Here is a 22,058-nt window from a genome sequence, read left to right as displayed (position 1 = left end):
CGGACGACTCATGATCTTCGTCGTGCAAGCACTCGTACCGACCCAAACCCGCACCGCGACGCGGACGTTGGCCGTGGTCACGCTGCTCTGGGCGCTCGCCGGCGCACCCGGTCAGGCGGCGGCGGACGCCTGCGCGTACGCCTCCACGGGGCCGGACGGCACGGAGGCGGTGGCGATCGCGGGCCACATCGACTGGGACGTCCCGCCCTGTTCCCCGCCTCCCCCTCCCCCTCCGACGCCCACACCCACCCCCACGCCGACGCCCACCCCGACCCCTCCGCCGCCACCGCCGCCTCCGAAGCCGTCGCCGACCCCTCCGCCGCCGCCGAAGCCCACCCCCACCCTGCGGCCCGTCCAGCCGCCCGTGGCGCGCCCCACCCCGCCGCCCCGCCCGGCGCCGACGGTCAGGCCGCGCCCGACCCTCCGTCCGGCGCCGCCGCCTCCCCCGCCACCGTCCCCGAAGCCGTCCGCGACGCCGAGCCCGCGCCCGACCCTGCGGACCGTCACCTATCCGCGCCACCGCGCGACCGAGCCGCGGCGGCCGGCCCGGAGCACCACGTCGCCGCTCGTCTTCGTCCTGCTCATCACCACCCCGGCGGTGGTCGCCGTGGCCGCGCTGCGCCCGCGCTGACGACGACCGCCCGCGCAACCGATCGACCCTCTCTTCCTGGAGGCACCTCTTGCCGGAATGGCTTGTTCTCACCCTCGCCATGCTCGCCGCCTGCGCCGTCGTGGTGATCATCACCCTCGTCCGGCACCGGAGGGCGGCGGAGGACGAGGACCCCAGCGAGACACCGGACGTCATCGAGTACATGACGATGTGGATCGGTGTGGTGTACGCCATCGTCCTGGGTCTCGCCATCGCCGGCGTCTGGGAGGGCCGCAGCGCCGCCCAGGAGAACGTCCGGGCCGAGGCGGTCGCCCTGCACGAGATCTCCGAGCGGGTACGGGTCTACCCCGCCGAGATCCGCGACCGGATCCGTGACGATGTCAACGCCTATGTCGGACACGTCGTCACCACCGAGTGGCGGACCATGGCCGACCACGGCCGGCTGACCGACGAGGGCACCGAACTGCTCGACCGGCTGCGCCGGGACGTGACCGACTACGAGCCGCGCACCGACTTCGAGGCGCAGGCCTACCAGCCGCTCGTGGACCAGGTGGCCGCGGCCGACCAGGCGCGCAGCGCCCGCGCGGAGTCGACCGGGGCGACCATGCCGGGCGTGGTGTGGTTCGGCCTGGTCACCGGAGCCGTGGTCACCATCGGCATGATCTTCGCCCTCCAGATCCGGCGCACCCGCCGCGAACTGGTCCTCGCCGGGCTGTTCTCCGCGCTCATCGCCTTCCTGCTGTTCCTCATCTGGGACTTCGACGCGCCGTACGGCCGGGGCCTGGCGGCGACGGCGGAACCGTTCCTGAGGCTGTTCCCGGACATCAAGAGCTAGCCGCCGATACCCACACCGACACCGCTGCCGACACCGTCACCGCTGCCGCGCACGGCCGCGCCCCGGACCGCCAAGGTCCGGGGCGCGGGTGTCGGGCACGTGCGGAACGGGAGACCGAGGGGAAACAGCGCCTCAGATCCGCTTCTCGGCGCGGCGGCGCATCCAGAACACGCCGCTGCCGACGACCGCGGCGGCCACCAGCGACCCGCCGATCGCCATGTCGGTGGGGGTCGCTCCGGTGGTGCTGCTGCCGCCGATGCCGCCGCGGACACCGCCGATGACGGTGAAGGCGGCCGGGCGGGTCAGGCTGCGGCCCGAGCAGTGGACGGTGATGTCGTAGGAGCCGGGACGGGCGTCGTTGTCGATGGTGGCGGTGCCCTTGGCGGTGTCGTTGGCGCCGTTGACCGGCGTCAGGTTGGTCCGCTGGAAGGCGTTCGAGGTGGCGTGGCCGCCGTTGGGGCAGCCGTCGACGGTGATGGTGAGCTGGCCGCCGCGGGCGATGACGCTGGGCAGGGCGACGATGTTGGACGGGTTGGGCACCCGTCCGCCGTCCGCGACGGCCGCCGGGGCGGCGACCCCGAGGACGGCGACCGCGGCTCCGGCGGCCGCGAGGGCACGTGTGTTGCGCATGGTGATCCTCCGCGGGAGACGCCCCGGGTCCCGTCCCCGGTCCGATCGGCGAGAAAGCGCCTCCCGGAAAGACCCTCAGTTGCCGTGCGCCGCCGCGCATTTCGGGAATGGTCCGTACGGTTGAGGGCTCCCCCCGCCCCTCCCCCGCGGGCGAGGCCATCGCCGCAGGTCACGGACCGTCAGAAGATCTTCGTCCGGGTTCACCTCGGATGGCGCACCCCGCCCGCCCGGAGGCCACCCGTTCGCCGCCGTCCCGTCGCCGGTGGCGCACCCTCCGCTTAGCGTTCACGTCATGCGCGAGTGACACGGCGACGGCCGTGTCGAGAGGGGAAGGCGAATGTCAGCTTTCGAGCCGGCCGAAGCCGAAGAGGAGGCGCGCCCGAGGAGGCGCGCTCCGTGGGGCGTGATAGCGCTGGTCCTGCTCACCGGCCTCGCGCTGCTCCGCAACGGCTCCGGGGAGTTCGACGTGGGCCCGCCGCAGCCGGCCGGTGCGGCCGCCGCGGGCAGCGTGACCCCCGGTGTCACCGTCGGCGCGCTGCCGCCGCTGCCGTACGCGGTGCCGGACCGGGTGCGGATCCCGGCCATCCAGGTGGACGCGCCGATCGTGCCGGTGGGCCTGGACGCGGACGGCTGGGTGGACGCGCCGCCGCCCGAGGACCCGAACCTGGCGGGCTGGTTCACCGGCGCGGTCACGCCGGGCGAGAAGGGCACGGCGGTCGTGGTCGGGCACGTGGACAACGCGCAGGGCCCGGCCGTGTTCTACGGGCTGGGCGCGCTGAAGCAGGGCAACCGGGTCGAGATCGCCCGCAGGGACGGCAAGACCGCCGTGTTCGAGATCTACGGCGTGGAGGTCTTCTCGAAGAACGACTTCCCCGGCGACCGGGTCTACGCGTCGAAGGGCGCCGCGGAGCTGCGGGTCATCACCTGCGGCGGCGGCTTCACCCAGCAGAACGGCTACGACGGCAACGTGGTCGCCTTCGCCCGCCTGGTGGAGGTCCGCTGAGCGGTCCCCGCCCGGGCGGGCGGGGCCGCTTCGCGCATGCTCAGACGTATTCCCGGCGGGGCACGGTGACGTGGTAGCCGGAGTCCAGCAGGTGCGGCAGATAGGAGCGCAGGGCCTTCACGCTCTGGGAACGGTCGCCCCCGGCGTCGTGCGAGAGCACCACGACGCCGGGGGCGGCGCCGTCCTCGACCCGGCTCACGATGGTGCGGGTGCCGGGCTCGGTCCAGTCGAGGGTGTCGACGGTCCAGGCGAGCGGCTCCATGCCCAGTTCCGCGCCGAGCTCGAAGGCGGCGCGGTTCCAGGCGCCGTAGGGGGCGCGGAACCACTCCGGGCGGGTGCCGTAATGCCGCTCGACGACGTCGCTGGTGCGTTCCATCTCGGAGCGGACGGTGCGGCGGCGCAGGCTCGTCAGCAGGGGGTGCGACCAGGTGTGGTTGCCCACCACGTGCCCCTCGTCGGCCATGCGCGCCAGCAGGCCCGGGTTGTAGTGCGCCATCTCGCCGCACACGAAGAACATGGCGCGCACCTCGTGGCGGGCCAGGGTGTCGAGGATCTCCGGGGTGTAGCGGGGGTCGGGTCCGTCGTCGAAGGTGAGCACGACGGTGCGGCCGTTGTCCGGCACCTTCAGCAGCGGCTCCTCGCGCACCGGGGTCCTGCCGGGCACGGTGCGCGGGGGGCCGTAGCCGGTCAGGGGCCTCAGGCGGTACTCGGAGGGCCTGAGCGGGCGGCGGGCCGCGGGCGCCCCGGCGACGGGCGGCGACGCCGGCGCGCCCCGGTTCCCGGCCCCCGGCGCGAGCGCCGCGGCCATCCCTGCCGCGCCCAGCGTGGCGGCACCGGCGAGCAACGCCCGGCGCCGGGTGAGCAATTGATCCTTCTGCATGACTCATCAGTCGCCCCGCGGGGGACGGGCGCAGCGCCGCGACACCGGTGCGGCGGCACGATTTCACCTGATCGGCGCAGCATACGGCGGAGATGTGCGGGGACCTGGCGGTGTCCGGCCGGGCGGCGCTCCGATAGCCTCCCGGTCGTGACGGAACAGCAGGCGCATCGGTTCGAGCGGGGCACGGACGGCCCGAAGGTGATCGTGGCCGGGGTGGACGGCTCCGACTCGTCGCTGCGCGCGGCGGCGTACGCCGCGGGGCTGGCGCGGCGCCAGGGCGCGCTGCTCGCCATCGTGTACGTGCAGCCGGTGCTGGCGGGCGGGGTGGCGCTGGGCGCGCCGGTGGCGGACACGACGGAGGAGATAGCGCAGGACCTGGCGGCGCAGATCCGGGAGTCGATGGAGCGGATCAAGGGGATCTTCGACATCCGCTGGGAGTTCCACACCTTCCGGGGCGACCCGTACAGCGGCCTGGTCAAGGCGGCGGACGACCTCACGGCGGACGCGGTGGTGGTGGGCGCGTCCGAGCAGGCGGGGCACCGGTTCGTGGGGTCGGTGGCGGTGCGCCTGGTGAAGGCGGGTCGCTGGCCGGTGACGGTGGTGCCGTAGTCCGGTGAAGGCGGGCCGTGCGGCTCGCGTGGTGTCTTCCGTCGGCGGCGCCTCGGGGGGATCATGTGCCCTCGTCAGCCGCTTGCCGAACGCGAAGAGGTGAGGCACATGGACCGGCTCCGGGCGGGTGAGGGGATTCTCCGCCGCAAACCGATCGAGCACATCGAGGAGACGGAGGTCGGCCGGGGTCCTGCGCTGGAGCGCACCCTGGGCCTCTGGCAGCTCACCGCGATCGGCGTGGGCGGCATCATCGGCGCGGGCATCTTCACCCTCGCCGGGACGGTGGCGAACGGCACGGCCGGGCCGGCGGTGCTGCTGTCCTTCCTGATCGCGGGTGTGGCGAGCGCCGCGGCGGCGCTGTCGTACGCGGAGTTCGCGGGGATGATCCCGAAGGCCGGCTCGGCCTACACGTACGGGTACGCGGTGCTGGGCGAGCTGGCGGGCTGGTTCATCGGCTGGGACCTGCTGCTGGAGTACACGGCGATCGTCGCGGTGGTCGGGATCGGCATCTCCGGCTACTTCAGCTTCCTGGTGAACGAGATGGGCGCGGACCTGCCGGCCTGGATGCTGGGCGCGCCCGGCACCGGGGACGGGCACCGGGTCGATCTGTTCGCGGCGCTGCTGTGTCTGCTGATCGCGGCGCTGCTGAACCTCGGCATCAAGAACGCGGCGCGTTTCGAGACGGTCGTCGTGGTGCTGAAGGTGCTGGTCGTGCTGCTGGTGATCGGCGTCGGCGTGTTCCACATCCGGGCGGAGCACTACGAGCCGTTCTTCCCGTTCGGCGTCGGCGGGGCGTTCACGGGCGCGGCGACGGTGTTCTTCGCGGTGTTCGGCTACGACGCCATGTCGACGGCGGCGGAGGAGTCCAAGGACGCGCAGCGGCACATGCCGAAGGCGATCATCTACTCGCTGGTCATCTCGATGGTGCTGTACGTGGCGGCCTGCCTGGTGCTGACGGGCATGCAGGACTACAAGGACATCGACCCGGAGAGCGGCTTCTCCACGGCGTTCAAGTCGGTGGGGCTGAACGGGCTTGCGGACGTGATCGCTGTGGGCGCCATCATCGGCATCCTCACCGTGATGTTCACGTTCATGCTGGGCGTCACCCGCGTCTGGTTCTCCATGTCCCGGGACGGGCTGCTGCCCCGGTGGTTCGCCAAGACCCATCCGACGCGGCACGTGCCGACGCGGGTCACCTGGATCGTGGGGGTGGCGTCGGCCGCCATCGCCGGGTTCCTGCCGATCGGCGAGGCGGCCGAGCTGACCAACATCGGCATCCTGCTGGCGTTCGTGGTGGTGTGCACGGCGGTGATCGTGCTGCGCTACCGGCAGCCGGAACTGCCGCGCTCCTTCCGCACGCCGTGGATGCCGGTGGTGCCCGCGGTGGGCGTCGTGTTCTCGATCTGGCTGATCACGTTCCTCCAGTGGCAGACCTGGGCGCGGTTCGCCGTGTGGTTCGTGATCGGCCTGGTCGTCTACTTCGGCTACTCCTACCGGCGTTCGGCGCTCGCGCGGGCGGACGGGGACGGCGCCGGGAAGCGGGACTGAGGAGAAGCGGGACTGGGAGGCGGGACTAGAGGGACTCCAGGAAGTCCAGCAGGACGCGGGTGAACGCGTCGGGGCGCTCCAGCGCGGAGTAGTGCCCGGTGCCGTCGATCGTCGCGGTGCGGCCGTCGGGGACCGCGGCGGCCAGGCGTTCGGCGGCGGTGTGCAGATCGGCCGGCTCCAGGGAGCCGTTGACGGCGAGCAGCGGGACGCGGATTTCGCCGATCCGGTCGAGGGAGCCGGTGACCCGCACCAGCCAGTCCTTCTCGCCGGGGCTGTGCTTGGACAGCGTGTGCAGGGCCATCTCGCGCACGCGGCGCACGACGTCCGGGTCGACGTCGTCGGCGGTGCGCTCCGGGCCGGGCACCAGCCGCAGGAACGCGTCGAGCCAGGCGGTCACGTCCCCGGTCTCCAGCGCCCGGGCGATGGTCCCCTGGACCTCGCGGTGCCAGGGGTCGGTGTACTGGAAGTCGCCGGTCACGGCCCCGGCGGTGACCACCGCGCGGACCAGGCCGGGGTGTTCGAGCACGGTGTCGGTGGCGATCACGCCGCCCATGGAGAGCCCCACGAGGACCGCGGGTCCGGCGTCGAGGTGGCGCAGCAGCGCGGCCAGGTCGTCGGCCCAGCGGAACGGCGCGGTGGCGTTGGCGGAGAAGCCGTGGCCGCGGGTGTCGGGGGTGATCACCCGGTACCGCTCGGCCAGGACGGGCACGTGGTCGTCCCAGAGGCGGTGGTCGACGAAGCCGGAGTGGAGCAGGACGACGAGATCGCCGGAGCCGCTGTCGCGGTAGGCGAGGTCGCCGTCGGCGGAAGGGAGACAGCGGAGGTCCGAAGCAGTACTCATGACAACTAAGGTGTCATGTCGGCGGCACTTTGACAACCTGGATGTCATGATGGACGGGTGACGGATCACGAGACCCCCCTCCCGCCCGACGAGCTCGGCCAACGCCTCACGGAGGTGTACGACCTGGTCGGGCCCCTGTACCGGCGCGCCCAGCGCAGCGTCGAACGCGGCCTGACGGACGGTGAACTGTCCCTCGGGGTGCGCGCCGTGCTGACGCTGCTGCACCGCAACGGGCCGATGACGGTGCCGCAGATGGGCCGGGCGCAGGCGATCAGCCGCCAGTTCGTGCAGCGCATGGTGAACGAGGCGGCGGATCAGGGGCTGGTGGAGAGCGTCCCCAACCCCGCCCACCGGCGCTCGTCGCTCATCCGCCCGACGGAGAAGGGCGCGGCGGCGATCGGCGAGGTGCTGCGCCGGGAGCACGCGCTGCTGCGGGAGACGGGCGGCGGGCTGACGGAGGCCGAGGTGACGGCCTGTCTGCGCGTGCTGGGCGAACTGCTCAAGGCGCTGGACCCCGTGGACGACGACTGACGCCCGCGCCCGGTCCGGCCCGCCGGCCGTTCGAGATGCACCCTTCAACGACGTATGACCACCATGGTGGGGATTCCGTCCGAAAGGATGATTCGAGATGTCCGCGACGCCTCCCCGGTGGACCGCCAGACGTTCCCCCGAGCCCGCCGCCCGCGAACTCCCGCCGCCGCAGGTCCCGTTCTCCCCGGACCCGGTTCCCCCGGCCGACGACTCCTGACCGATGCGGGCGGCGCCGTCCTCGACGCGCCTCGCGGTCACGGCCGCGCTGCTGTCGTTCGCGGCGGGAGCGGGTGACGCCTTCGCGTTCGTCGAGCTCGGGGGCGTGTTCACCGCCAACATGACCGGCAGCCTCGTCCTGTCGGGACTGACCGGCCGGCCGGGGTACGGGGCGCTCGTCGCGGGGGCGGCCACGGCGCTCGTGGCGTTCCTGGCCGCGGTGTACGCGGCGTCCAGGGCGGCGCCGAAGGGGCCGGGGCCGCGGTGGGACGGGATCCGGGCGGTCCTCGTGGCCGTCGTCGTGCTCGACCTCGCGGTGCTGGTGCTGAAGTCCGTGAGTCCCGCTCCCGGCACGGCGCTGCGGCTGCTGACGCTGGCCGCGTCCGCGGCGGCGATGGGCAGCCAGACCGCGGCCGCCAGGCGGGCGGCGGGAGGGTCGGGGGTGACCACGACGTTCGTCACGGGCACGCTGACCAGCCTGGCGCAGGACGCCGCCGACGGAAGCGCCCGGCACGCGGCCGTCCGCGTGGGGGCGGTCGTGATGCTGTTCCTGGGCGCCCTGACGGCGTCGGGGGCGATGGCGGTGGACGCCAGGCTCGGGCCCGCCGTCGCGGCGGCCGGCACCACCGTGGCGCTCCTCGCGCTTCCCCGGACGGGCTCACCGGACGGCCTCACCTGACCCTGACGCCCCTGAGCGCCGACCGACCTCACCGAAAGCAAGGAGCCGCCATGGCCGAGACCCCCGGACCGGACGGGCGGTCACCCGGACGTCCCTCCGCCGCGACGCCGCTGGGCCGCTTCCGGGCCGAGGCGCGGGACGCGATCACGCCCCGCGCCGGGCTCGTCATGCTGGGCGTCCTCATCCTCGAACTGGCCTTCGTGGTCTCCTACATCGGGGCGTTCCACTCCCCCACCCCGGAAAGGATCCCGGTCGCCGTGGTGGCTCCCGAGGCGGAGCGGCGGACGGTGATCGACCGGCTGAACGGCATCCCCGGCGAGCCGCTGTCCGGGCGGCCCGCGGACAGCGTCGCCCAGGCGCGTGCGATGGTGCTGGAGCGCGAGGTGGACGCGGCCCTTCTGGTCGCCCCGGACGGGCGGGCCGACCGGCTGCTGGTGGCGTCGGCGGGCGGCCCGTCGGGCGTCCAGGCGCTGGAGCGGGTCCTTCAGCAGGCGGACCCGTCACAGCCGGTGCGGATCACCGACCTGCGCCCGCCCAACGAGGCCGACGGGCGCGGTCTTGCCCCCTTCTACCTGGCGGTCGGCCTGGTCGTCGGCGGCTACCTGGCCTCGGCGGCGGTGTCCGCCACGTACGGGGCGCGGCCGGCCAATCCGCACCGCATGCTGATCCGGCTCGGCGCGCTCGCCGTGCTGTCGGTGCTGTCGGGGCTCGGCGGCGCGATCGTCGTCGACCTGGTCTTCGACGCCCTGCCGGGGCACTTCTCCGCGCTCTGGTGGATCGGCGCGCTCACCACGTTCGCCGCGGCGGCGGCCGGGATGGCCTTTCAGGTGCTGCTGGGGCCGATGGGCATCGCCCTGTCCGTGCTGATCTTCGTGGTGCTCGGCAACCCGAGCGCCGGCGGCGTCTATCCCTCGGCCCTGCTGCCGCCCTTCTGGCGCGACCTCGGCCCCGCCCTGCCCAACGGCGCCTCGGTGACGCTGCTCCGCAACTACGCCTACTTCGGCGGCCATCACACCGCCACGGCCTGGTGGGTGCTGTCCGCCTGGGCTGTGGGCGGCGCCCTGGCCTCCGCGCTCGCCGCCCGGTTCCGCCGCGGACGCCGGTCACCCGAGCCCGCCCCGGCGACCGGGCACTGACACCCTCGCCCCTCAGCCGTCCCCGCCCGCCATCACGAGCCCGTCCTTCGCCGCGCCCCTGCTGAACACCACGTCGCGGATGCGGTCGCGCACGGCGTGCAGTTCGGCGCCTTGAGCCAGGGCCGCGTTCAGATCCACGACCCGGCCGGCGTCGACGTCGTACAGCTGGGGCACGAACTCGGCGCGGGTGACCTCCCAGCGGCCGCCGGGGCGGGACGGCGGGGAGAAGGTGAAGCGGCCGACGGTGGACTGGTTGCCGCGCGGGTCGTTCACCCCGTCGTGGTCGGTCATCTCGCCGGCGATCTGGTCGCCCATGCCGTAGACCACCCAGGTGCCGTTGACCTTCTCGTACGCCTGCGGGACATGGGCATGGATGCCGAGGATCAGGTCGACGTCCGGGCGGTCCCCGCTCCTGGAGGCGGTGAGGGAGCGGGCGAGGGAGAGCTGGAGGCCGTCGGGCTCGTCCTGCCACTCGGTGCCCCAGTGCAGCGAGACCACGACGACGTCGGCGCCGGCCGTGCGGGCGGCGCGGGCGTCGGCGACGATCCGCCGCTCGTCGATCAGGTTCACCGCCCAGGGCCGGTCCGGCGGCAGCGGGTGCCCGTTGGTGTCGAAGGTGTAGGCGAGATGCGCCACCCGTGCCCCGCCCGCCTCCAGGAGGGTGGGCGCGGCGGCCTCCTGCGCGGAGCGGGCCGAGCCGGCGTGGCGCACACCGGCCCGGTCGAGGGCGTCGAGGGTGCGGCGGATGCCCTCCTCGCCGTCGTCCAAGGTGTGGTCGGAGGCGGTGGAGCAGCCGTCGTAGCCGGTGGCGGCGAGGCCCGCGGCCACCTCGGGCGGTGATCTGAAGAGCGGGTAGCCGCTGTAGTCGCCGTCCGCGCCGTAGACGGTCTCCATGTGACACAGCGCCAGGTCCGCGGGGGCCACCACGGAGCGGATGCCGGAGAGCATCGGCCGGAAGTCGTACCCGGCGCCCCCGGCGTCGAAGGCGGCGCGCTCGATGACGGAGGTGTGGGGCAGTACGTCGCCCGAGGCGACCAGGGTGAAGCCGCGGTGGGCCGTAGGGCCCGAACGTCCCTGGGGCGGCGGTGTGTGGTCGCGGGCCTGGCAGGCGGCGCCCGCGGCGAGGACGGCCGTCAGGACGAGGGCCAGCTGTCTGCTGCGTGCGATCATCACTCACCCCGCTGTGGTCGTATTTATGGATGAACAGGTAAGAAGCCTCCTCGCGGTGTGCGGCGCTCCGACACGCCCTTTAGCCCGTCCGGCGTGCGAGAACGGCCGTCCCGACCGTTCGTCGAACCGTTCGTCGACGCGATCGACCGCCTGTCGCACACTCCTGTGCGCGCCCTGTCCCCCGGCGGCGGCGTGCGTTGCCATACGGCCATGACGGCCGGAACGACACTCACGAACGGGACCACCGCCGAGCACGAGCTCGCCGCACTCCAGCGGGAGCACGGCCGGCCCCTCTTCGCGCTGCTGGTCCGGCTCTGCGACGGGGACCGGCAGCGTGCGGAGGACCTGGTCCAGGAGACGCTGGTGCGCGCCTGGCAGCACCCCGAGGCGCTGCGCGCCGAGAACTTCGACTCCGTACGCCCCTGGCTGCTGACCGTGGCGCGGCGGCTCGCCATCGACGCGCGCCGGGCCCGGCAGGCGCGGCCGGCCGAGGTCGGCGACGCCGTCCTGGAGAACGCCCGGGTGATCTCCGACCACGCGGAACGGGCCGCCGCGATGCTCGACGTCCGGGAGGCTGTGAAGACTCTCACGCCCGAGCACCGTGAGGTCCTGGTGCTCGTGTACTTCCAGGGGGCGAGTGTGGCGGAAGCGGCGGCGGCCCTCGGCATCCCGCCCGGTACGGTGAAGTCCCGCGCGTACTACGCGCTGCGCGCCCTGCGCCGGGTGCTTCCGGGCTACGCCTCCGACATGCGGTGAAACCAACCGTCGGGTCAAACCTCCGTAAAGCGCCTTGCCGTCGGACCCGGTTGGGGATCGGCTGTCCTCATCCGAGTCCGGACCGGGGACCCGGGCTCGGGCGACGCGCACGCACCGGAGGAGGCAGGAAGGGATGCTGCACAGAGGTCGAGAGAGCACGGAGGGCGACGGCGAACCGGCCGTCCCCATGGCGTGGTTCTACGCCGAGTACATCGCCGACGAGCTGCTGCGCACCGGCGACCTCATGCCGCCGACGTCCATGGAGTTCCGGGCCGGCCGGGACGCGCTGGCGCTGACCGTGTTCCTGTCCGACACCGACGGCGAGCTGTCCGGCATCCGGGTCATCACCCAGCTGGAGACCTGGCTGTCGCTGACCGCCTACGACCAGCCGTGGCAGGAGTGGGTGCAGGAGCGGCTGGACGACCTGGCCGCCGACGCCGCCGCGTCCGGCCGGGGCGCGCCGGGGCCGGACCTGGAGCTGGCGGTGGAGGCCTGGCGCTGGCTGCGCGAGACGGAGCTGCTGGCCCCCGATCTGAACGCGGTGCCGGGCGGCGCGGCGGCCGGCGGTGAGGACGAGGGACCGAAGGTGTGGACGCCGGCGTGGCAGCTCGGACTGCCGCTCGGCCACCTCGCCATCCATCTCTTCTAGCCGCCGCCCCGGCCTCTTCCCAAGGCCCCCCCGGCCTCTTTCAGGGGTCGGCCCGGCCCGTTCGGCGGTCCGCGGAAAATCCGACCAATCCGCGGGCCCGAGGCCTCCGAATGCTTAGGTCACGATTCGGTGCGCCGCTGAGTCATTCGGCAGCCTGGTGCGTACCGGTGGGAGCAAGGAGTAACCCCACCCGCACCCAACGGCACGAGGATTCGGCATGAGGTCCCTGGAGAGGCATCGCGACGTCGGCGCCTACGCGCTCGGCGTGCTGGACGAGGCGGAGGCGTTCCGCTTCGAGGACCACCTCATGGAGTGCCCCAGCTGCGCCGTGCAGGTGACCGAGTTCGGCCCCGCGACCCGCCAGTTGATGCTCTACCGCAGCGCGACCCCGCGCCTTGTCCACCCGATGGCGCAGCCCTCGCCGCGCGTGCTGGACCGGCTGCTCACCCAGGTGTCCGCACGGCGGCGCGTCGGGCGGCGCCGGATGCTGCTGGCGCTGGCCGCCTCGGTGGTGCTGGCGGTGTCCGCCCCCGCGGTCACGGTGCTGGCAGGGGGTGACGACGGGCCTCGTCCGCTGACCGTCGAGGCGACCGACGAGCGCTCCGGGGTGTGGGCGGAGGTGAAGGTCGAGGACCGCGACTGGGGCAGCAGCGTGGAGCTGCGGGTCAAGGACGCGGCGGGACCGCGTGACTGCGTCCTGGTGGGGATCGGCCGCGACGGCTCCGAGCACGTCATGACCAGCTGGGCCGTGCCCCGGCACGACGCCCGCCCCAACACCGTCCCGGGCGGCTCCGCGATGCACTCCGACGACTTCGTGCGGTACGAGGTGCGCTCCACGCAGGGCGAGACGCTGGTGGTGCTGCGGCCCGAGTGACCCGGGCCCGCCGCGGCGGGGTCACTTCAGCAGCCGGGACAGTCTCCGGTCCGCCAGCGGCTTGCCCCCCGTCTGGCAGGTGGGGCAGTACTGGAGCGAGGAGTCGTGGAACGACACCTCGCGGATGGTGTCCCCGCACACGGGACAGGGCTCGCCGGTGCGGCCGTGCACCCGCAGGCCGGTCTTCTTCTCCGCCTTCAGCCGCCCGGCCGCCAGCCCGCGCGAGCGTTCCACCGCCTCGGTGAGGGTGGTGCGCAGCGCCTCGTACAGCCGGGCCGTCTCCTCCGGTGTGAGCGAGGAGGCCAGCTTGAACGGGGACATGCGGGCGGCGTGCAGGATCTCGTCGCTGTAGGCGTTGCCGACGCCCGCGATCAGGCTCTGGTCGCGCAGGGCGCCCTTGAGCCGGCGGCGCTCCCCGGAGAGCAGCTCCGCGAGGCGCCCCTCGTCGAAGCCGTCGGCCAGCGGGTCCGGCCCGAGCCGCGCGATGCCCTCGACCTCCTCCGGGTCCGCCACCACGTACACGGCGAGCCGCTTCTGCGTGCCGGCCTCCGTCAGGTCGAAGCCGGCGCCGGTCTCCAGGGCGACGCGCAGCGCGAGCGGCCCCTTGCCGGGGCGGGGCACGCCGCTGGGCAGCGGGTCCTTCCAGTGCAGCCAGCCCGCGCGTGCCAGATGCGTGACGAGATACGGGCCGCCGTCCGTGGCCAGCGCGAGGAACTTGCCGTGGCGCCGGACGGCGGTGACCTCGCGGCCCTCGACGGCGGTGAGCGGCGGGTCGTAGGTCTTCAGGACGCTGATCGCCACGGGCAGCGCCCGGACGATCTCGTGGCCGGTCAGGTGCTCGGTGAGGAAGTCCTTGAGCGCCTCGACCTCGGGGAGTTCCGGCATGCGTCAAGGGTGCCACCGGCGGCCCGCGTCCTCAGCCCGTGGTGTCGTTCCCCCGCCCGGCCGGTTCCGGGTCCTTCACCACCACGAACTCGCTCCACACGCACTTGCCGCCGCCGCGCGCCTCCACGCCCCACAGGTCGGTGAGGGTCTCCACCAGCAGCAGGCCCCGGCCGGAGACGCCGCCCTCGCCCGCCTCCCGGCGGCGGGGCAGGGCGCTGGAGGAGTCCTCGACCTCCACCCGGAGCCGCCGTTCGGCGCCGTCGAGCACCCGCAGGGTGACCTCCGCGGACCCCTCGGTGTGCATCAGCACGTTGGTGATCATCTCGTCGGCGACCAGTTCGATCTCGTCGGCCCGGTCCCGGGCGCCCCAGGCGGCGGCCGCGGTGCGGATCATGCGCCGGGTGTCGGACAGCGCCTCCGGTTCGCCGGGCGGCACCAGTTGTTTGAGCCGGCCGCCGGACCGCGGGCCCTCCGGTTCGCGGCGGCGCAGCAGGAGCAGCGCCACGTCGTCGTCGCCGCCGCGCTCCTCGGCCACGTCGATCAGCCGGTCGGCCAGATCGCGTACGTCGTCGGGGCCCACGGCGATCAGCGCGGCGAGGGTCTCCACGCCGTCGTCGAGGTCCGCGCCGGGCTGCTCGACCAGGCCGTCGGTGCACAGCACCAGCGTCTCGCCCGGCTCCAGCTCTATCCTCCCCACCGGGTAGTCGAGGCCGCCGAACTCGGCGGACAGGCCGAGCGGCAGGCCGCCGGGGACGGGCACCCGGCGGCAGGAGCCGTCGGCGCGGCGCACCATCGGGTCGATGTGCCCGGCGCGGACCACCTGGATGACGCCGGTGGACAGGTCGACCTCGGCGTAGAGGCAGGTCGCGGAGCGGTCGGTGTCGAGTTCGTGCAGGAAGACCGAGGCGCGGGCCATCACGGTGGCGGGCGTGTGGCCCTCGGCGGCGTAGGCGCGCAGCACGATGCGCAGCTGCCCCATGACGGCGGCGGCGTGCGTGTCGTGGCCCTGGACGTCGCCGATGACGGCGCCGACCCGGCTGCCGCCGCCGGGGCTGCCGCCGGGCAGCGGGATCAGGTCGTACCAGTCGCCGCCGATGTCCCGGCCGAAGGTGCCGCCGAAGGAGGCGGCCCGGTAGCGGACCGCGAGGTCGGCGCCGGGCACGCTGGGGATGGTGCGGGGCAGCATGGCCTGCTGGAGCCCCTCGGCAAGGTCCATCTCCTGCTCGTAGAACATCGCGCGCTGGAGGCTCTGGGAGATGCTGCTGCCGAGCGCGACCAGGATGTTGCGCTCCTCGGCGGTGAAGCCGCGCCGGTCGCTGTAGAGCAGGCCCATCGCGCCGATCGGGCGGGCCTGCACGATGAGCGGGAGGTAGGCGGCCGAGGTGATGTTCAGTCCGGTGATGCCCTGCCACAGCTCCGGGTAGCGCTCGGCGAACTCCTCCGGGGACTCGATGAAGCGCGGGCTGAGGGTGCGCACCGCCTCGCTCATCGGGTAGCGCTCGTCGATCCGGGTGAGTTCGGTGCCGGGGACGAAGCTGCCGGCGGGGCCCTCCGCGATGAGCCGGATCCGGCCGGCCTCGACCAGCCCCATCACCAGGCTGGTCGCGCCCAGATGGGTGAGGCCGTGGGTGTCCTTGAGGACGTCGATGACGTCCCGCACGGTCCGGGCGTGGGCGAGCGCGGCGGTGGTCAGCTGGACCACGTTGGTCTGCTGGCGGCGCAGGCTCTCCTGGAGGGCCTGGTCGCGCCGGTCGCCGCTCTCGCGCAGCTCCTGGGTGGCGTCGCGGACGATGCCGATGATGCGCCGGGGCCGTCCCGCCGGGTCGCGCCGGATGTAGCCCTGGGTGTGGGTCCAGCGCAGGGAGCCGTCACGGCAGCGGATGCGGAAGTAGGCGCCGTAGTTCTCCTGGCCGGAGTTGAGCGCGCGGGCCACGACCGCGTCGAGCCGCCGCGCCTCCGCGGGCGGGACGCGGACGGCGAGGGTCTCGGGCCGGTCGTCGTACTCGTCGGGGCGCACGTCGAAGATCTCGTGCGCCTGGGCGTCCATCTGCATCACCCCGGCGTCCAGGTCCCAGTCGAAACTGCCCATGCGGTTGAGCGCCAGGATCGGATCCGGGTGTTCCGGCCAGTCGTCCGGGAGTGACAGGGGGCTCGCTCCCCGATCAGCCATGGGGCCACCTTGCCAGGGTTCGGGCGATTCTTCGACCGCTGCGCCGCCTGGGGACGCGGGTATCCCGGGGCCGCCGGTGGTACACGGGAAGGCACGGGCAACAGGGCGCCACGAGGGCCCGGCGCGGGCCGGGACGGGTCCGGCGAGGCGGCGCGGGGACGGAGGGTGCGGCCGTGGAGTGGTTCGGCGCGACCGAGTACTGGACGAGCCGGCTGGTGTTCCAGAAGGGGCTGGCCGCGCTCTACCTGGTCGCGTTCCTGACCGCGGCGCTCCAGTTCCGCGCGCTGATCGGGGAGCGGGGCATGCTGCCGGTGCCGCGCTTCGTGGCGCGGGTGCCCGCGCGCCGCTCCCCCAGCCTGTTCCACCTCCACTACTCGGACCGCTTCTTCGCCGGGTGCGCGTGGGCGGGGTGCGCGGTGTCGGCGGCGCTGCTGGCGGGGGCGGACGCGCTGGTCCCGCTGTGGGCGGCGATGCTGCTGTGGCTGGTGCCGTGGGCGCTGTACCTGTCGGTCGTGAACGTGGGGCAGACCTGGTACGCGTTCGGCTGGGAGTCGCTGCTGCTCGAGGTGGGGTTCCTCGCCGTGTTCCTCGGCAACGACGAGGTGGCGCCGCCGGTCGTCGTGCTGTTCCTGCTGCGGTGGGTGCTGTTCCGGGTGGAGTTCGGCGCCGGGCTGATCAAGATGCGCGGCGACGAGTGCTGGCGCCGTCTCACCTGTCTGGAGTACCACCACGAGACGCAGCCGATGCCGGGGCCGCTGAGCTGGTTCTTCCACCACCTGCCGAAGCCGCTGCACCGCGTCGAGGCGGCCGCCAACCATGTCACCCAGCTGGTGGTGCCGTTCCTGCTGTTCGCGCCGCAGCCGGTCGCGTCGGCGGCCGCGGCGCTGATGATCGTCACCCAGCTGTGGCTGGTGCTGTCCGGGAACTTCGCCTGGCTGAACTGGGTCACCGTGGTGCTGGCGCTCCCCGTCGTGGCCTGGCCGTCCGACGCGCCGCCGGTGGCCGGCGCCCCCCTCTGGTTCGTGGTGGTGGTGCTCGCGGTGTCCGCGCTGCTGCTCGCGCTCAGTCACGCGCCGGTGCGGAACATGCTCTCGCGCCGCCAGGAGATGAACCGCTCCTTCGACCCGCTGCACCTGGTGAACACCTACGGGGCGTTCGGCAGCGTGGGCCGGGTGCGGCACGAGGTGGTGCTGGAGGGGACGGCGGACGAGTCGCCCCGGGAGGACTCCGACTGGCGGGAGTACGAGTTCAAGGGCAAGCCGGGCGACCCCCGGCGCCTGCCACGCCAGTTCGCGCCGTACCACCTGCGGCTGGACTGGCTGATGTGGTTCGCGGCGCTGTCCCCCGCCTACGCGAGCCCGTGGTTCGGGGGGCTGGTGGAGCGGCTGCTGGAGAACGACCCCGACACGCTGCGCCTGCTGCGCCGCTCCCCCTTCCCCGCCGACGCCCCGCCCCGGTTCGTCCGCGCCCGCCTGTTCCGCTACCGCTTCACCACCTGGCGGGAGCTGCGCGAGACGGGCGCCTGGTGGGAGCGGACGTATGTACGGGAGTTCCTCCCGCCGACCCGGCTGGCCGCCGGAAGCGGGCGGAGAACCTAGGCGCCCAGCAGGCCCGTCGCCCGCAGTTCCTCCCACAGGGCGTCCGGCACGGGTTCCGCGAAGCGGTCGGCGCAGTCGTCGACCTCGGCGGCCGAGCGGGCGCCGACCAGCACGGCGGCGACCGCCGGGTGGGCCGCGCAGTGGGCCAGGGCGGCGGCGCGCAGCGAGGTGCCGTGCCGCTCGGCGGCCTCCTTGATCCGCAGGGCGCGCTCGAGGAGTGCGGCGGGGGCCGCCGCGTAGTCGTAGGTGGCGCCCGGCCGGGGGTCGGCCAGCAGGCCGGAGTTGAAGACGCCGCCGACCAGGACGGACACCCCGCGGTCCAGCGCGGCGGGCAGCAGCTCGGCGGCCGCACCGTGGTCGAGCAGGGTGTGCCGGTTCGCGCACAGCACCACGTCGACGTCGGTGTCGCGGACGAAGCGGGTGAGCATCGCGGTCTGGTTCATGCCGGCGCCGATGGCCCCGACGACGCCCTCGGAGCGGAGCCGCTCGAGGGCCGGGTAGGCCTCGCGGAAGGCCTGCTCCTCGTGGTCGTCGGGGTCGTGGAGGAGGACGACGTCCACGCGGTCCAGGCCGAGGCGTGCCAGGCTCGCCTCGAGCCCGCGGCGCACACCGTCGGCGCTGAAGTCCCAGACGCGGCGGTGGGTGGCGGGCACGGCGAAGCCGTGGGCGAGGTCGTCGCCGCCCGCGTGGGACGGTTCGAGGCGGCGGCCCACCTTGGTGGACACCGTGCAGGCGTCGCGGGGCAGCTCCCGCAGGACGGCGCCCAGCCGGCGTTCGGCGAGGCCGAGCCCGTAGTGCGGGGCGGTGTCGAAGTGGCGGATGCCCCGCCTGAGCGCCGCGCGCACCGCCTCGTACGCCTGCTCCTCGGTGACCGGGGTGTGGAGACCGGCGATGCCCGAGGTGCCGAGGGCGAGCGGGGTGACCTCCACACCGCTGCGGCCGAGTCTCCGGCGGGCCGGCCGGTCCGGAGCCATGGGGGCGGGGAGGTCGCTCATGCCGGGCTGCTCCTTGTCATGATCACGGGCCGGGCGCGGACGGGCACACGGGGCCCCGGCCGCGCGTCCCGCCGCCCTCCGGCGTGGAACGGCGGCCGGGGCCCCGCCGCCCGGTCACGCCCGCTTCAGCCGCAGCGTCCTCAGCTCGAAGGGACGCAGCGCCACGGCGATCCGCCCGTCGTCGACGGCGGGCGGCGCCGTGTCCGCGAGGGGGCGTTCCAGCAGGTCGGTGACCTCGGCCCCGGCGACCGGGAAGCCGGCGGTGAGCGTGGCCCGGGCGCGGGCGCCGTGCGCCTCGTGGAAGCGGACCACCACGTCGCCGCTGCCGTCGTCGGCCAGTTTGACCGCCGTGACCACCACGGAATCCTGGTCGACGGTGACCAGCGGCGCCACCTCGCCCGCGCCGTCGAGCCGCCGCTCGGGCAGGTTGATCCGCCAGCCCTCGCGCACCGCGTCCCCGATCGACGCGCCGGGGACCAGGGCGTGCCGGAAGCGGTGCGTCCCCTGGTCGGTCTCGGGGTCGGGGAAGCGCGGGGCGCGCAGCAGGGAGGCACGGACGGTGGTGGTCGTGCCCCCGTCGCCGTCGGTGCGGACGGCGCGTGTCACGTCGTGGCCGTACGTGCCGTCGTTGACGAGGGCGACGCCCCAGTCGGGCTCCTGGAGGTGGACGAAGCGGTGGTTGCACGCCTCGAACTTGGCGGCCTCCCAGGAGGTGTTGGTGTGGGTGGGGCGGAAGAAGTGCCCGAACTGCGTCTCGGAGGCGTAGCGGTCGGTGTGCAGGTCCAGGGGGAAGGCGAGCTTGAGGAACTTCTCCGTCTCGTGCCAGTCGGCCTCGGTGTCCACCACCAGGCGCTTCTCCCCCGGCGGCAGGGACAGCAGCTGCGTCACCCGGGAGCCGCCGAAGGTACGGACGATCCGCACCGAGGCGCCGTCGTCGCCGGGGGTGACCTCGTCGGCGTCGGTGAGGTCGGTGACGGTGTTGCGGTAGAACTCGTCCACGTCCCAGGCGTCCCACATGTTCGGCAGGTCCTGGTGCAGTTGGAGGAGGTTGCCGGTGCGGCCGGGGGCGATGGTCTCGCGGCCGGTGGCGAGGTCGACGACGGAGTCCACCAGGCCCCGGGGGTCGACGCCGACCCGGAGCAGCCCGTTGTCCAGGACGTGGCCGCCGTCGGGGCGGCCGGCGCGCGTGGTGCGTCCGGACGCCTCGGCGGGGCGCGCGCCGCCGGCCGGGACGCCGGCGCGGGTGTGCGGGGCGGCGTTGAAGAGCAGCGGCACGGTTCCCTCGCCGGCCAGGGCGCGCTGGGCGGCGTCGACGATGCCGTTCAGCTCGTCGGCGACCCGGGCGTAGGTGGCGCGGGCCTCGCGGTGCACCCAGGCGATGGAGGAGCCGGGCAGGATGTCGTGGAACTGGTGCAGCAGCACCGTCTTCCAGATCCGGTCGAGGTCGGCGTACGGGTAGGGGAAGCCGGTGCGCACGGCGGCGGTGGCCGCCCACAGCTCGGCCTCCCTCAGGAGGTGTTCGCTGCGCCGGTTGCCCTGCTTGGTGCCGGCCTGGCTGGTGAGCGTGGCGCGGTGCAGTTCGAGGTACAGCTCGCCGACCCACACGGGCGGTTCGGGGTTCTCCGCCTCGGCCTTGGCGAAGAAGGCGGACGGGGTCTCCCAGGTGACCGTGGCCGATCCCTCGAGGTCGCGGAGCCGGGCGGCCTTGGCGACCATCTCGCGGGTGGTGCCGCCGCCCCCGTCGCCCCAGCCGGTGGGCGCGAGGGAGTGCCGGGCGGTGCCCTTGTCCTTGAAGTTGCGTACGGCGTGGGCGATCTCGGCGCCGCGCATGGAGCAGTTGTAGGTGTCGACGGGCGGGAAGTGGGTGTAGATCCGGGTGCCGTCGATGCCCTCCCAGCGGAAGGTGTGGTGCGGGAAGCTGTTGGTGCGGGACCAGGAGATCTTCTGCGTGAGCAGGTACCTGGAGCCGGCGGCCTTGATGATCTGGGGCAGTCCGGCGGCGAAGCCGAAGGTGTCCGGCAGCCAGGCCTCGTCGTTGTCGACGCCGAACTCGTCGAGGAAGAACCGCTTGCCGTGGACGAACTGCCGGGCCATGGCCTCGGAGCCGGGCATGTTGGTGTCGGACTCCACCCACATGCCGCCGGCCGGCACGAACCGCCCGTCGGCCACGGCCTTCTTCACGCGCGCCCACACCTCGGGCCGGTGCTCCTTCACCCACGCCCACTGCTGGGCCTGCGACATGGCGAAGACGAAGTCGGGCTCGTCGTCGAGGAGGGCGGTCATGTTGGCGGCGGTGCGGGCGACCTTGCGGACGGTCTCGCGCAGCGGCCACAGCCAGGCCGAGTCGATGTGCGCGTGCCCGACGGCGCTGATGCGGTGCGCGGACGGCACGGCGGGGGCGGCCAGCACGTCGGCGAGGCGTGCCCGGGCGTGCTCGGCCGTGCCGCCCACGTCCTGGAGGTCGAGGGCGTCCAGGGCGCGTTCGACGGCGCGGAGGATCTCCCAGCGGCGGGGCGAGTCGACGGGCAGCTCGGCCATCAGCTCGCCGAGCACCTCGAGGTCGGTCACCAGGTGCCACACGGTCTCGTCGAGGACGGCGAGGTCCATGCGGGTCAGGGTGTACTGGGGGTCGCGGCCGGCGGTCTCCAGGTCGCCGAGCGGGGTGGGCGTGAAGGGGCGGGGGCCCATGACGACGGGGTTGGAGGCGGCCTCGACGTGCAGGCGCACCTCCTCCCCGCCCTGGACGGGGGCGCCGATCCGCACCCACTGGTTGCGCGGGTTGAGGCCCTTCACGGGGGTGCCGTCCGGGCGGTAGACGAGCCCCTCGCACTGGAAGCCGGGCATGTTCTCGTCGAAGCCGAGGTCGAGAATCGCCTCGACGGTCCTCCCGGCCCACTCCTTCGGCACGGTGCCGGTGACGCGGAACCAGCTGGTGCCCCAGGGCGCGCCCCAGCGGGAGCCGACGGTGACCGGCTCGACGTCGGCGGCCAGTCCCTCGGCGACCGGGACCGGCTCCCCCGGCGCGTGCCACACCGCCACCTCCAGGGGCACGGACTCGGGGTGGACGGCGGGTCGGACGCGCTCGTCGAGGACCCGCCTCAGACGGGCTTCGACCAGGGTGCGGTCGTCATGCATGCGGCGCTCCATGAGTGTGGCCGGGTTCGCTGCCGTACGGGTTCCGCCCGCGCGGCGGACCCCCGGGTACAACTCCCCTCCCACGGCCCCCTCGAACCGCCCTCCGCCCCACCCCGTTGCCCTGCCCCGCGTCCGGGAACTAAGGTCGGGCACGTGACTGCCGGGTCGGCCTTGGGCCTCTCACGAACGGTGCTCCCGGCTCCGGAGTGAGTCCGGGGCGGGCGCGTGCGCCTCCGTCGTCGGTCGTTCCTTCCGCCCGCCGCGCTTCCGCGGCCGGGAAACGGCAACACCGACTCCGGAGACGAGAG

Annotated in this window: 20 protein-coding genes; 11 read left to right on the top strand and 9 right to left on the bottom strand. The window is 73.8% G+C overall.

Annotated elements, in window-relative coordinates:
• Positions 1 to 111 precede the first annotated feature (111 nt).
• Positions 112 to 507 (bottom strand): hypothetical protein, encoded by a 396-nt coding sequence (locus ACFOSY_RS12990; protein ID WP_394306926.1) that lies wholly within the window; start codon positions 505 to 507, stop codon positions 112 to 114.
• Positions 508 to 680: 173 nt separating this feature from the next.
• Between ACFOSY_RS12990 and ACFOSY_RS12985 the strand changes: the two genes are divergently transcribed.
• On the top strand, positions 681 to 1,445 hold the full coding sequence (locus ACFOSY_RS12985; protein ID WP_394306925.1) for a bestrophin-like domain: 765 nt from the start codon (positions 681 to 683) through the stop codon (positions 1,443 to 1,445).
• 132 nt (positions 1,446 to 1,577) lie between these two features.
• Here ACFOSY_RS12985 and ACFOSY_RS12980 read toward each other — a convergent pair whose 3' ends face one another.
• Positions 1,578 to 2,075, bottom strand: coding sequence for a hypothetical protein (locus ACFOSY_RS12980; RefSeq protein WP_394306924.1), 498 nt, complete (start codon positions 2,073 to 2,075; stop codon positions 1,578 to 1,580).
• 337 nt (positions 2,076 to 2,412) lie between these two features.
• Between ACFOSY_RS12980 and ACFOSY_RS12975 the strand changes: the two genes are divergently transcribed.
• The gene (locus ACFOSY_RS12975) at positions 2,413 to 3,078 is read left to right on the top strand and encodes a class F sortase (RefSeq protein ID WP_394306923.1); all 666 of its coding nucleotides are present in this window, start codon (positions 2,413 to 2,415) and stop codon (positions 3,076 to 3,078) included.
• A gap of 40 nt (positions 3,079 to 3,118) precedes the next feature.
• Here the strand turns inward: ACFOSY_RS12975 and ACFOSY_RS12970 are convergent, their stop codons facing one another.
• On the bottom strand, positions 3,119 to 3,958 hold the full coding sequence (locus ACFOSY_RS12970; protein WP_394306922.1) for a polysaccharide deacetylase family protein: 840 nt from the start codon (positions 3,956 to 3,958) through the stop codon (positions 3,119 to 3,121).
• 147 nt (positions 3,959 to 4,105) lie between these two features.
• Between ACFOSY_RS12970 and ACFOSY_RS12965 the strand changes: the two genes are divergently transcribed.
• Together ACFOSY_RS12965 and ACFOSY_RS12960 are read left to right on the top strand one after the other, a co-directional pair.
• On the top strand, positions 4,106 to 4,567 hold the full coding sequence (locus tag ACFOSY_RS12965; protein WP_394306921.1) for a universal stress protein: 462 nt from the start codon (positions 4,106 to 4,108) through the stop codon (positions 4,565 to 4,567).
• Between the two features lie 108 nt (positions 4,568 to 4,675).
• The gene (locus tag ACFOSY_RS12960; RefSeq protein ID WP_394306920.1) at positions 4,676 to 6,115 is read left to right on the top strand and encodes an amino acid permease; all 1,440 of its coding nucleotides are present in this window, start codon (positions 4,676 to 4,678) and stop codon (positions 6,113 to 6,115) included.
• Between the two features lie 25 nt (positions 6,116 to 6,140).
• On the opposite strand, the gene ACFOSY_RS12955 is transcribed toward ACFOSY_RS12960, so the two are convergent.
• Positions 6,141 to 6,956: an alpha/beta fold hydrolase gene (locus ACFOSY_RS12955; RefSeq protein WP_394306919.1), complete on the bottom strand. Its 816-nt coding sequence runs from the start codon at positions 6,954 to 6,956 to the stop codon at positions 6,141 to 6,143.
• A gap of 57 nt (positions 6,957 to 7,013) precedes the next feature.
• Between ACFOSY_RS12955 and ACFOSY_RS12950 the strand changes: the two genes are divergently transcribed.
• The 3 genes from ACFOSY_RS12950 (at position 7,014) to ACFOSY_RS12940 (ending at position 9,518) form a co-directional block, all read left to right on the top strand.
• Entirely contained in the window at positions 7,014 to 7,487 is a 474-nt protein-coding gene (locus ACFOSY_RS12950) for a MarR family winged helix-turn-helix transcriptional regulator (RefSeq protein WP_394306918.1), read from the top strand.
• A 220-nt stretch (positions 7,488 to 7,707) separates the two neighbouring features.
• Entirely contained in the window at positions 7,708 to 8,382 is a 675-nt protein-coding gene (locus ACFOSY_RS12945) for a DUF1275 family protein (protein WP_394306917.1), read from the top strand.
• Positions 8,383 to 8,432: 50 nt separating this feature from the next.
• The gene (locus ACFOSY_RS12940; protein ID WP_394306916.1) at positions 8,433 to 9,518 is read left to right on the top strand and encodes a DUF3533 domain-containing protein; all 1,086 of its coding nucleotides are present in this window, start codon (positions 8,433 to 8,435) and stop codon (positions 9,516 to 9,518) included.
• Between the two features lie 12 nt (positions 9,519 to 9,530).
• Here ACFOSY_RS12940 and ACFOSY_RS12935 read toward each other — a convergent pair whose 3' ends face one another.
• Positions 9,531 to 10,688 (bottom strand): CapA family protein, encoded by a 1,158-nt coding sequence (locus tag ACFOSY_RS12935; protein ID WP_394306915.1) that lies wholly within the window; start codon positions 10,686 to 10,688, stop codon positions 9,531 to 9,533.
• Positions 10,689 to 10,898: 210 nt separating this feature from the next.
• On the opposite strand from ACFOSY_RS12935, the gene ACFOSY_RS12930 reads away from it, so the two are divergent.
• The 3 genes from ACFOSY_RS12930 (at position 10,899) to ACFOSY_RS12920 (ending at position 12,967) form a co-directional block, all read left to right on the top strand.
• Positions 10,899 to 11,444 carry a sigma-70 family RNA polymerase sigma factor gene (locus tag ACFOSY_RS12930; RefSeq protein WP_225652818.1) on the top strand — a complete coding sequence of 182 codons (546 nt, stop codon included), beginning with the start codon at positions 10,899 to 10,901 and terminating at the stop codon, positions 11,442 to 11,444.
• 133 nt (positions 11,445 to 11,577) lie between these two features.
• A complete protein-coding gene (locus ACFOSY_RS12925) occupies positions 11,578 to 12,093 on the top strand; it encodes a hypothetical protein (protein WP_394306914.1) in 516 nt (171 codons plus the stop codon).
• A gap of 217 nt (positions 12,094 to 12,310) precedes the next feature.
• Entirely contained in the window at positions 12,311 to 12,967 is a 657-nt protein-coding gene (locus tag ACFOSY_RS12920; protein ID WP_394306913.1) for a zf-HC2 domain-containing protein, read from the top strand.
• Positions 12,968 to 12,988: 21 nt separating this feature from the next.
• Here the strand turns inward: ACFOSY_RS12920 and ACFOSY_RS12915 are convergent, their stop codons facing one another.
• The gene (locus ACFOSY_RS12915; protein WP_394306912.1) at positions 12,989 to 13,852 is read right to left on the bottom strand and encodes an Fpg/Nei family DNA glycosylase; all 864 of its coding nucleotides are present in this window, start codon (positions 13,850 to 13,852) and stop codon (positions 12,989 to 12,991) included.
• A gap of 31 nt (positions 13,853 to 13,883) precedes the next feature.
• Complete coding sequence (locus ACFOSY_RS12910; protein ID WP_394306911.1) at positions 13,884 to 16,022, bottom strand: SpoIIE family protein phosphatase; 2,139 nt, start codon at positions 16,020 to 16,022, stop codon at positions 13,884 to 13,886.
• Between the two features lie 173 nt (positions 16,023 to 16,195).
• Between ACFOSY_RS12910 and ACFOSY_RS12905 the strand changes: the two genes are divergently transcribed.
• On the top strand, positions 16,196 to 17,620 hold the full coding sequence (locus ACFOSY_RS12905) for a lipase maturation factor family protein (RefSeq protein ID WP_394306910.1): 1,425 nt from the start codon (positions 16,196 to 16,198) through the stop codon (positions 17,618 to 17,620).
• Here ACFOSY_RS12905 and ACFOSY_RS12900 read toward each other — a convergent pair.
• Together ACFOSY_RS12900 and ACFOSY_RS12895 are read right to left on the bottom strand one after the other, a co-directional pair.
• Positions 17,617 to 18,615, bottom strand: coding sequence for an aldo/keto reductase (locus ACFOSY_RS12900; protein ID WP_394306909.1), 999 nt, complete (start codon positions 18,613 to 18,615; stop codon positions 17,617 to 17,619). The two genes, ACFOSY_RS12905 and ACFOSY_RS12900, sit on opposite strands and share 4 nt — an antisense overlap.
• A 114-nt stretch (positions 18,616 to 18,729) precedes the next feature.
• On the bottom strand, positions 18,730 to 21,750 hold the full coding sequence (locus ACFOSY_RS12895) for an alpha-mannosidase (protein ID WP_394306908.1): 3,021 nt from the start codon (positions 21,748 to 21,750) through the stop codon (positions 18,730 to 18,732).
• Between the last annotated feature and the right edge of the window lie 308 nt (positions 21,751 to 22,058).

It is taken from the genome of Streptomyces lusitanus (genome assembly GCF_042647945.1).
GTDB lineage: Bacteria > Actinomycetota > Actinomycetes > Streptomycetales > Streptomycetaceae > Streptomyces > Streptomyces pseudogriseolus.
The sequence above is the reverse complement of the archived record's forward strand: the minus strand, read 5'-3'. Positions and strand labels throughout refer to the sequence as shown.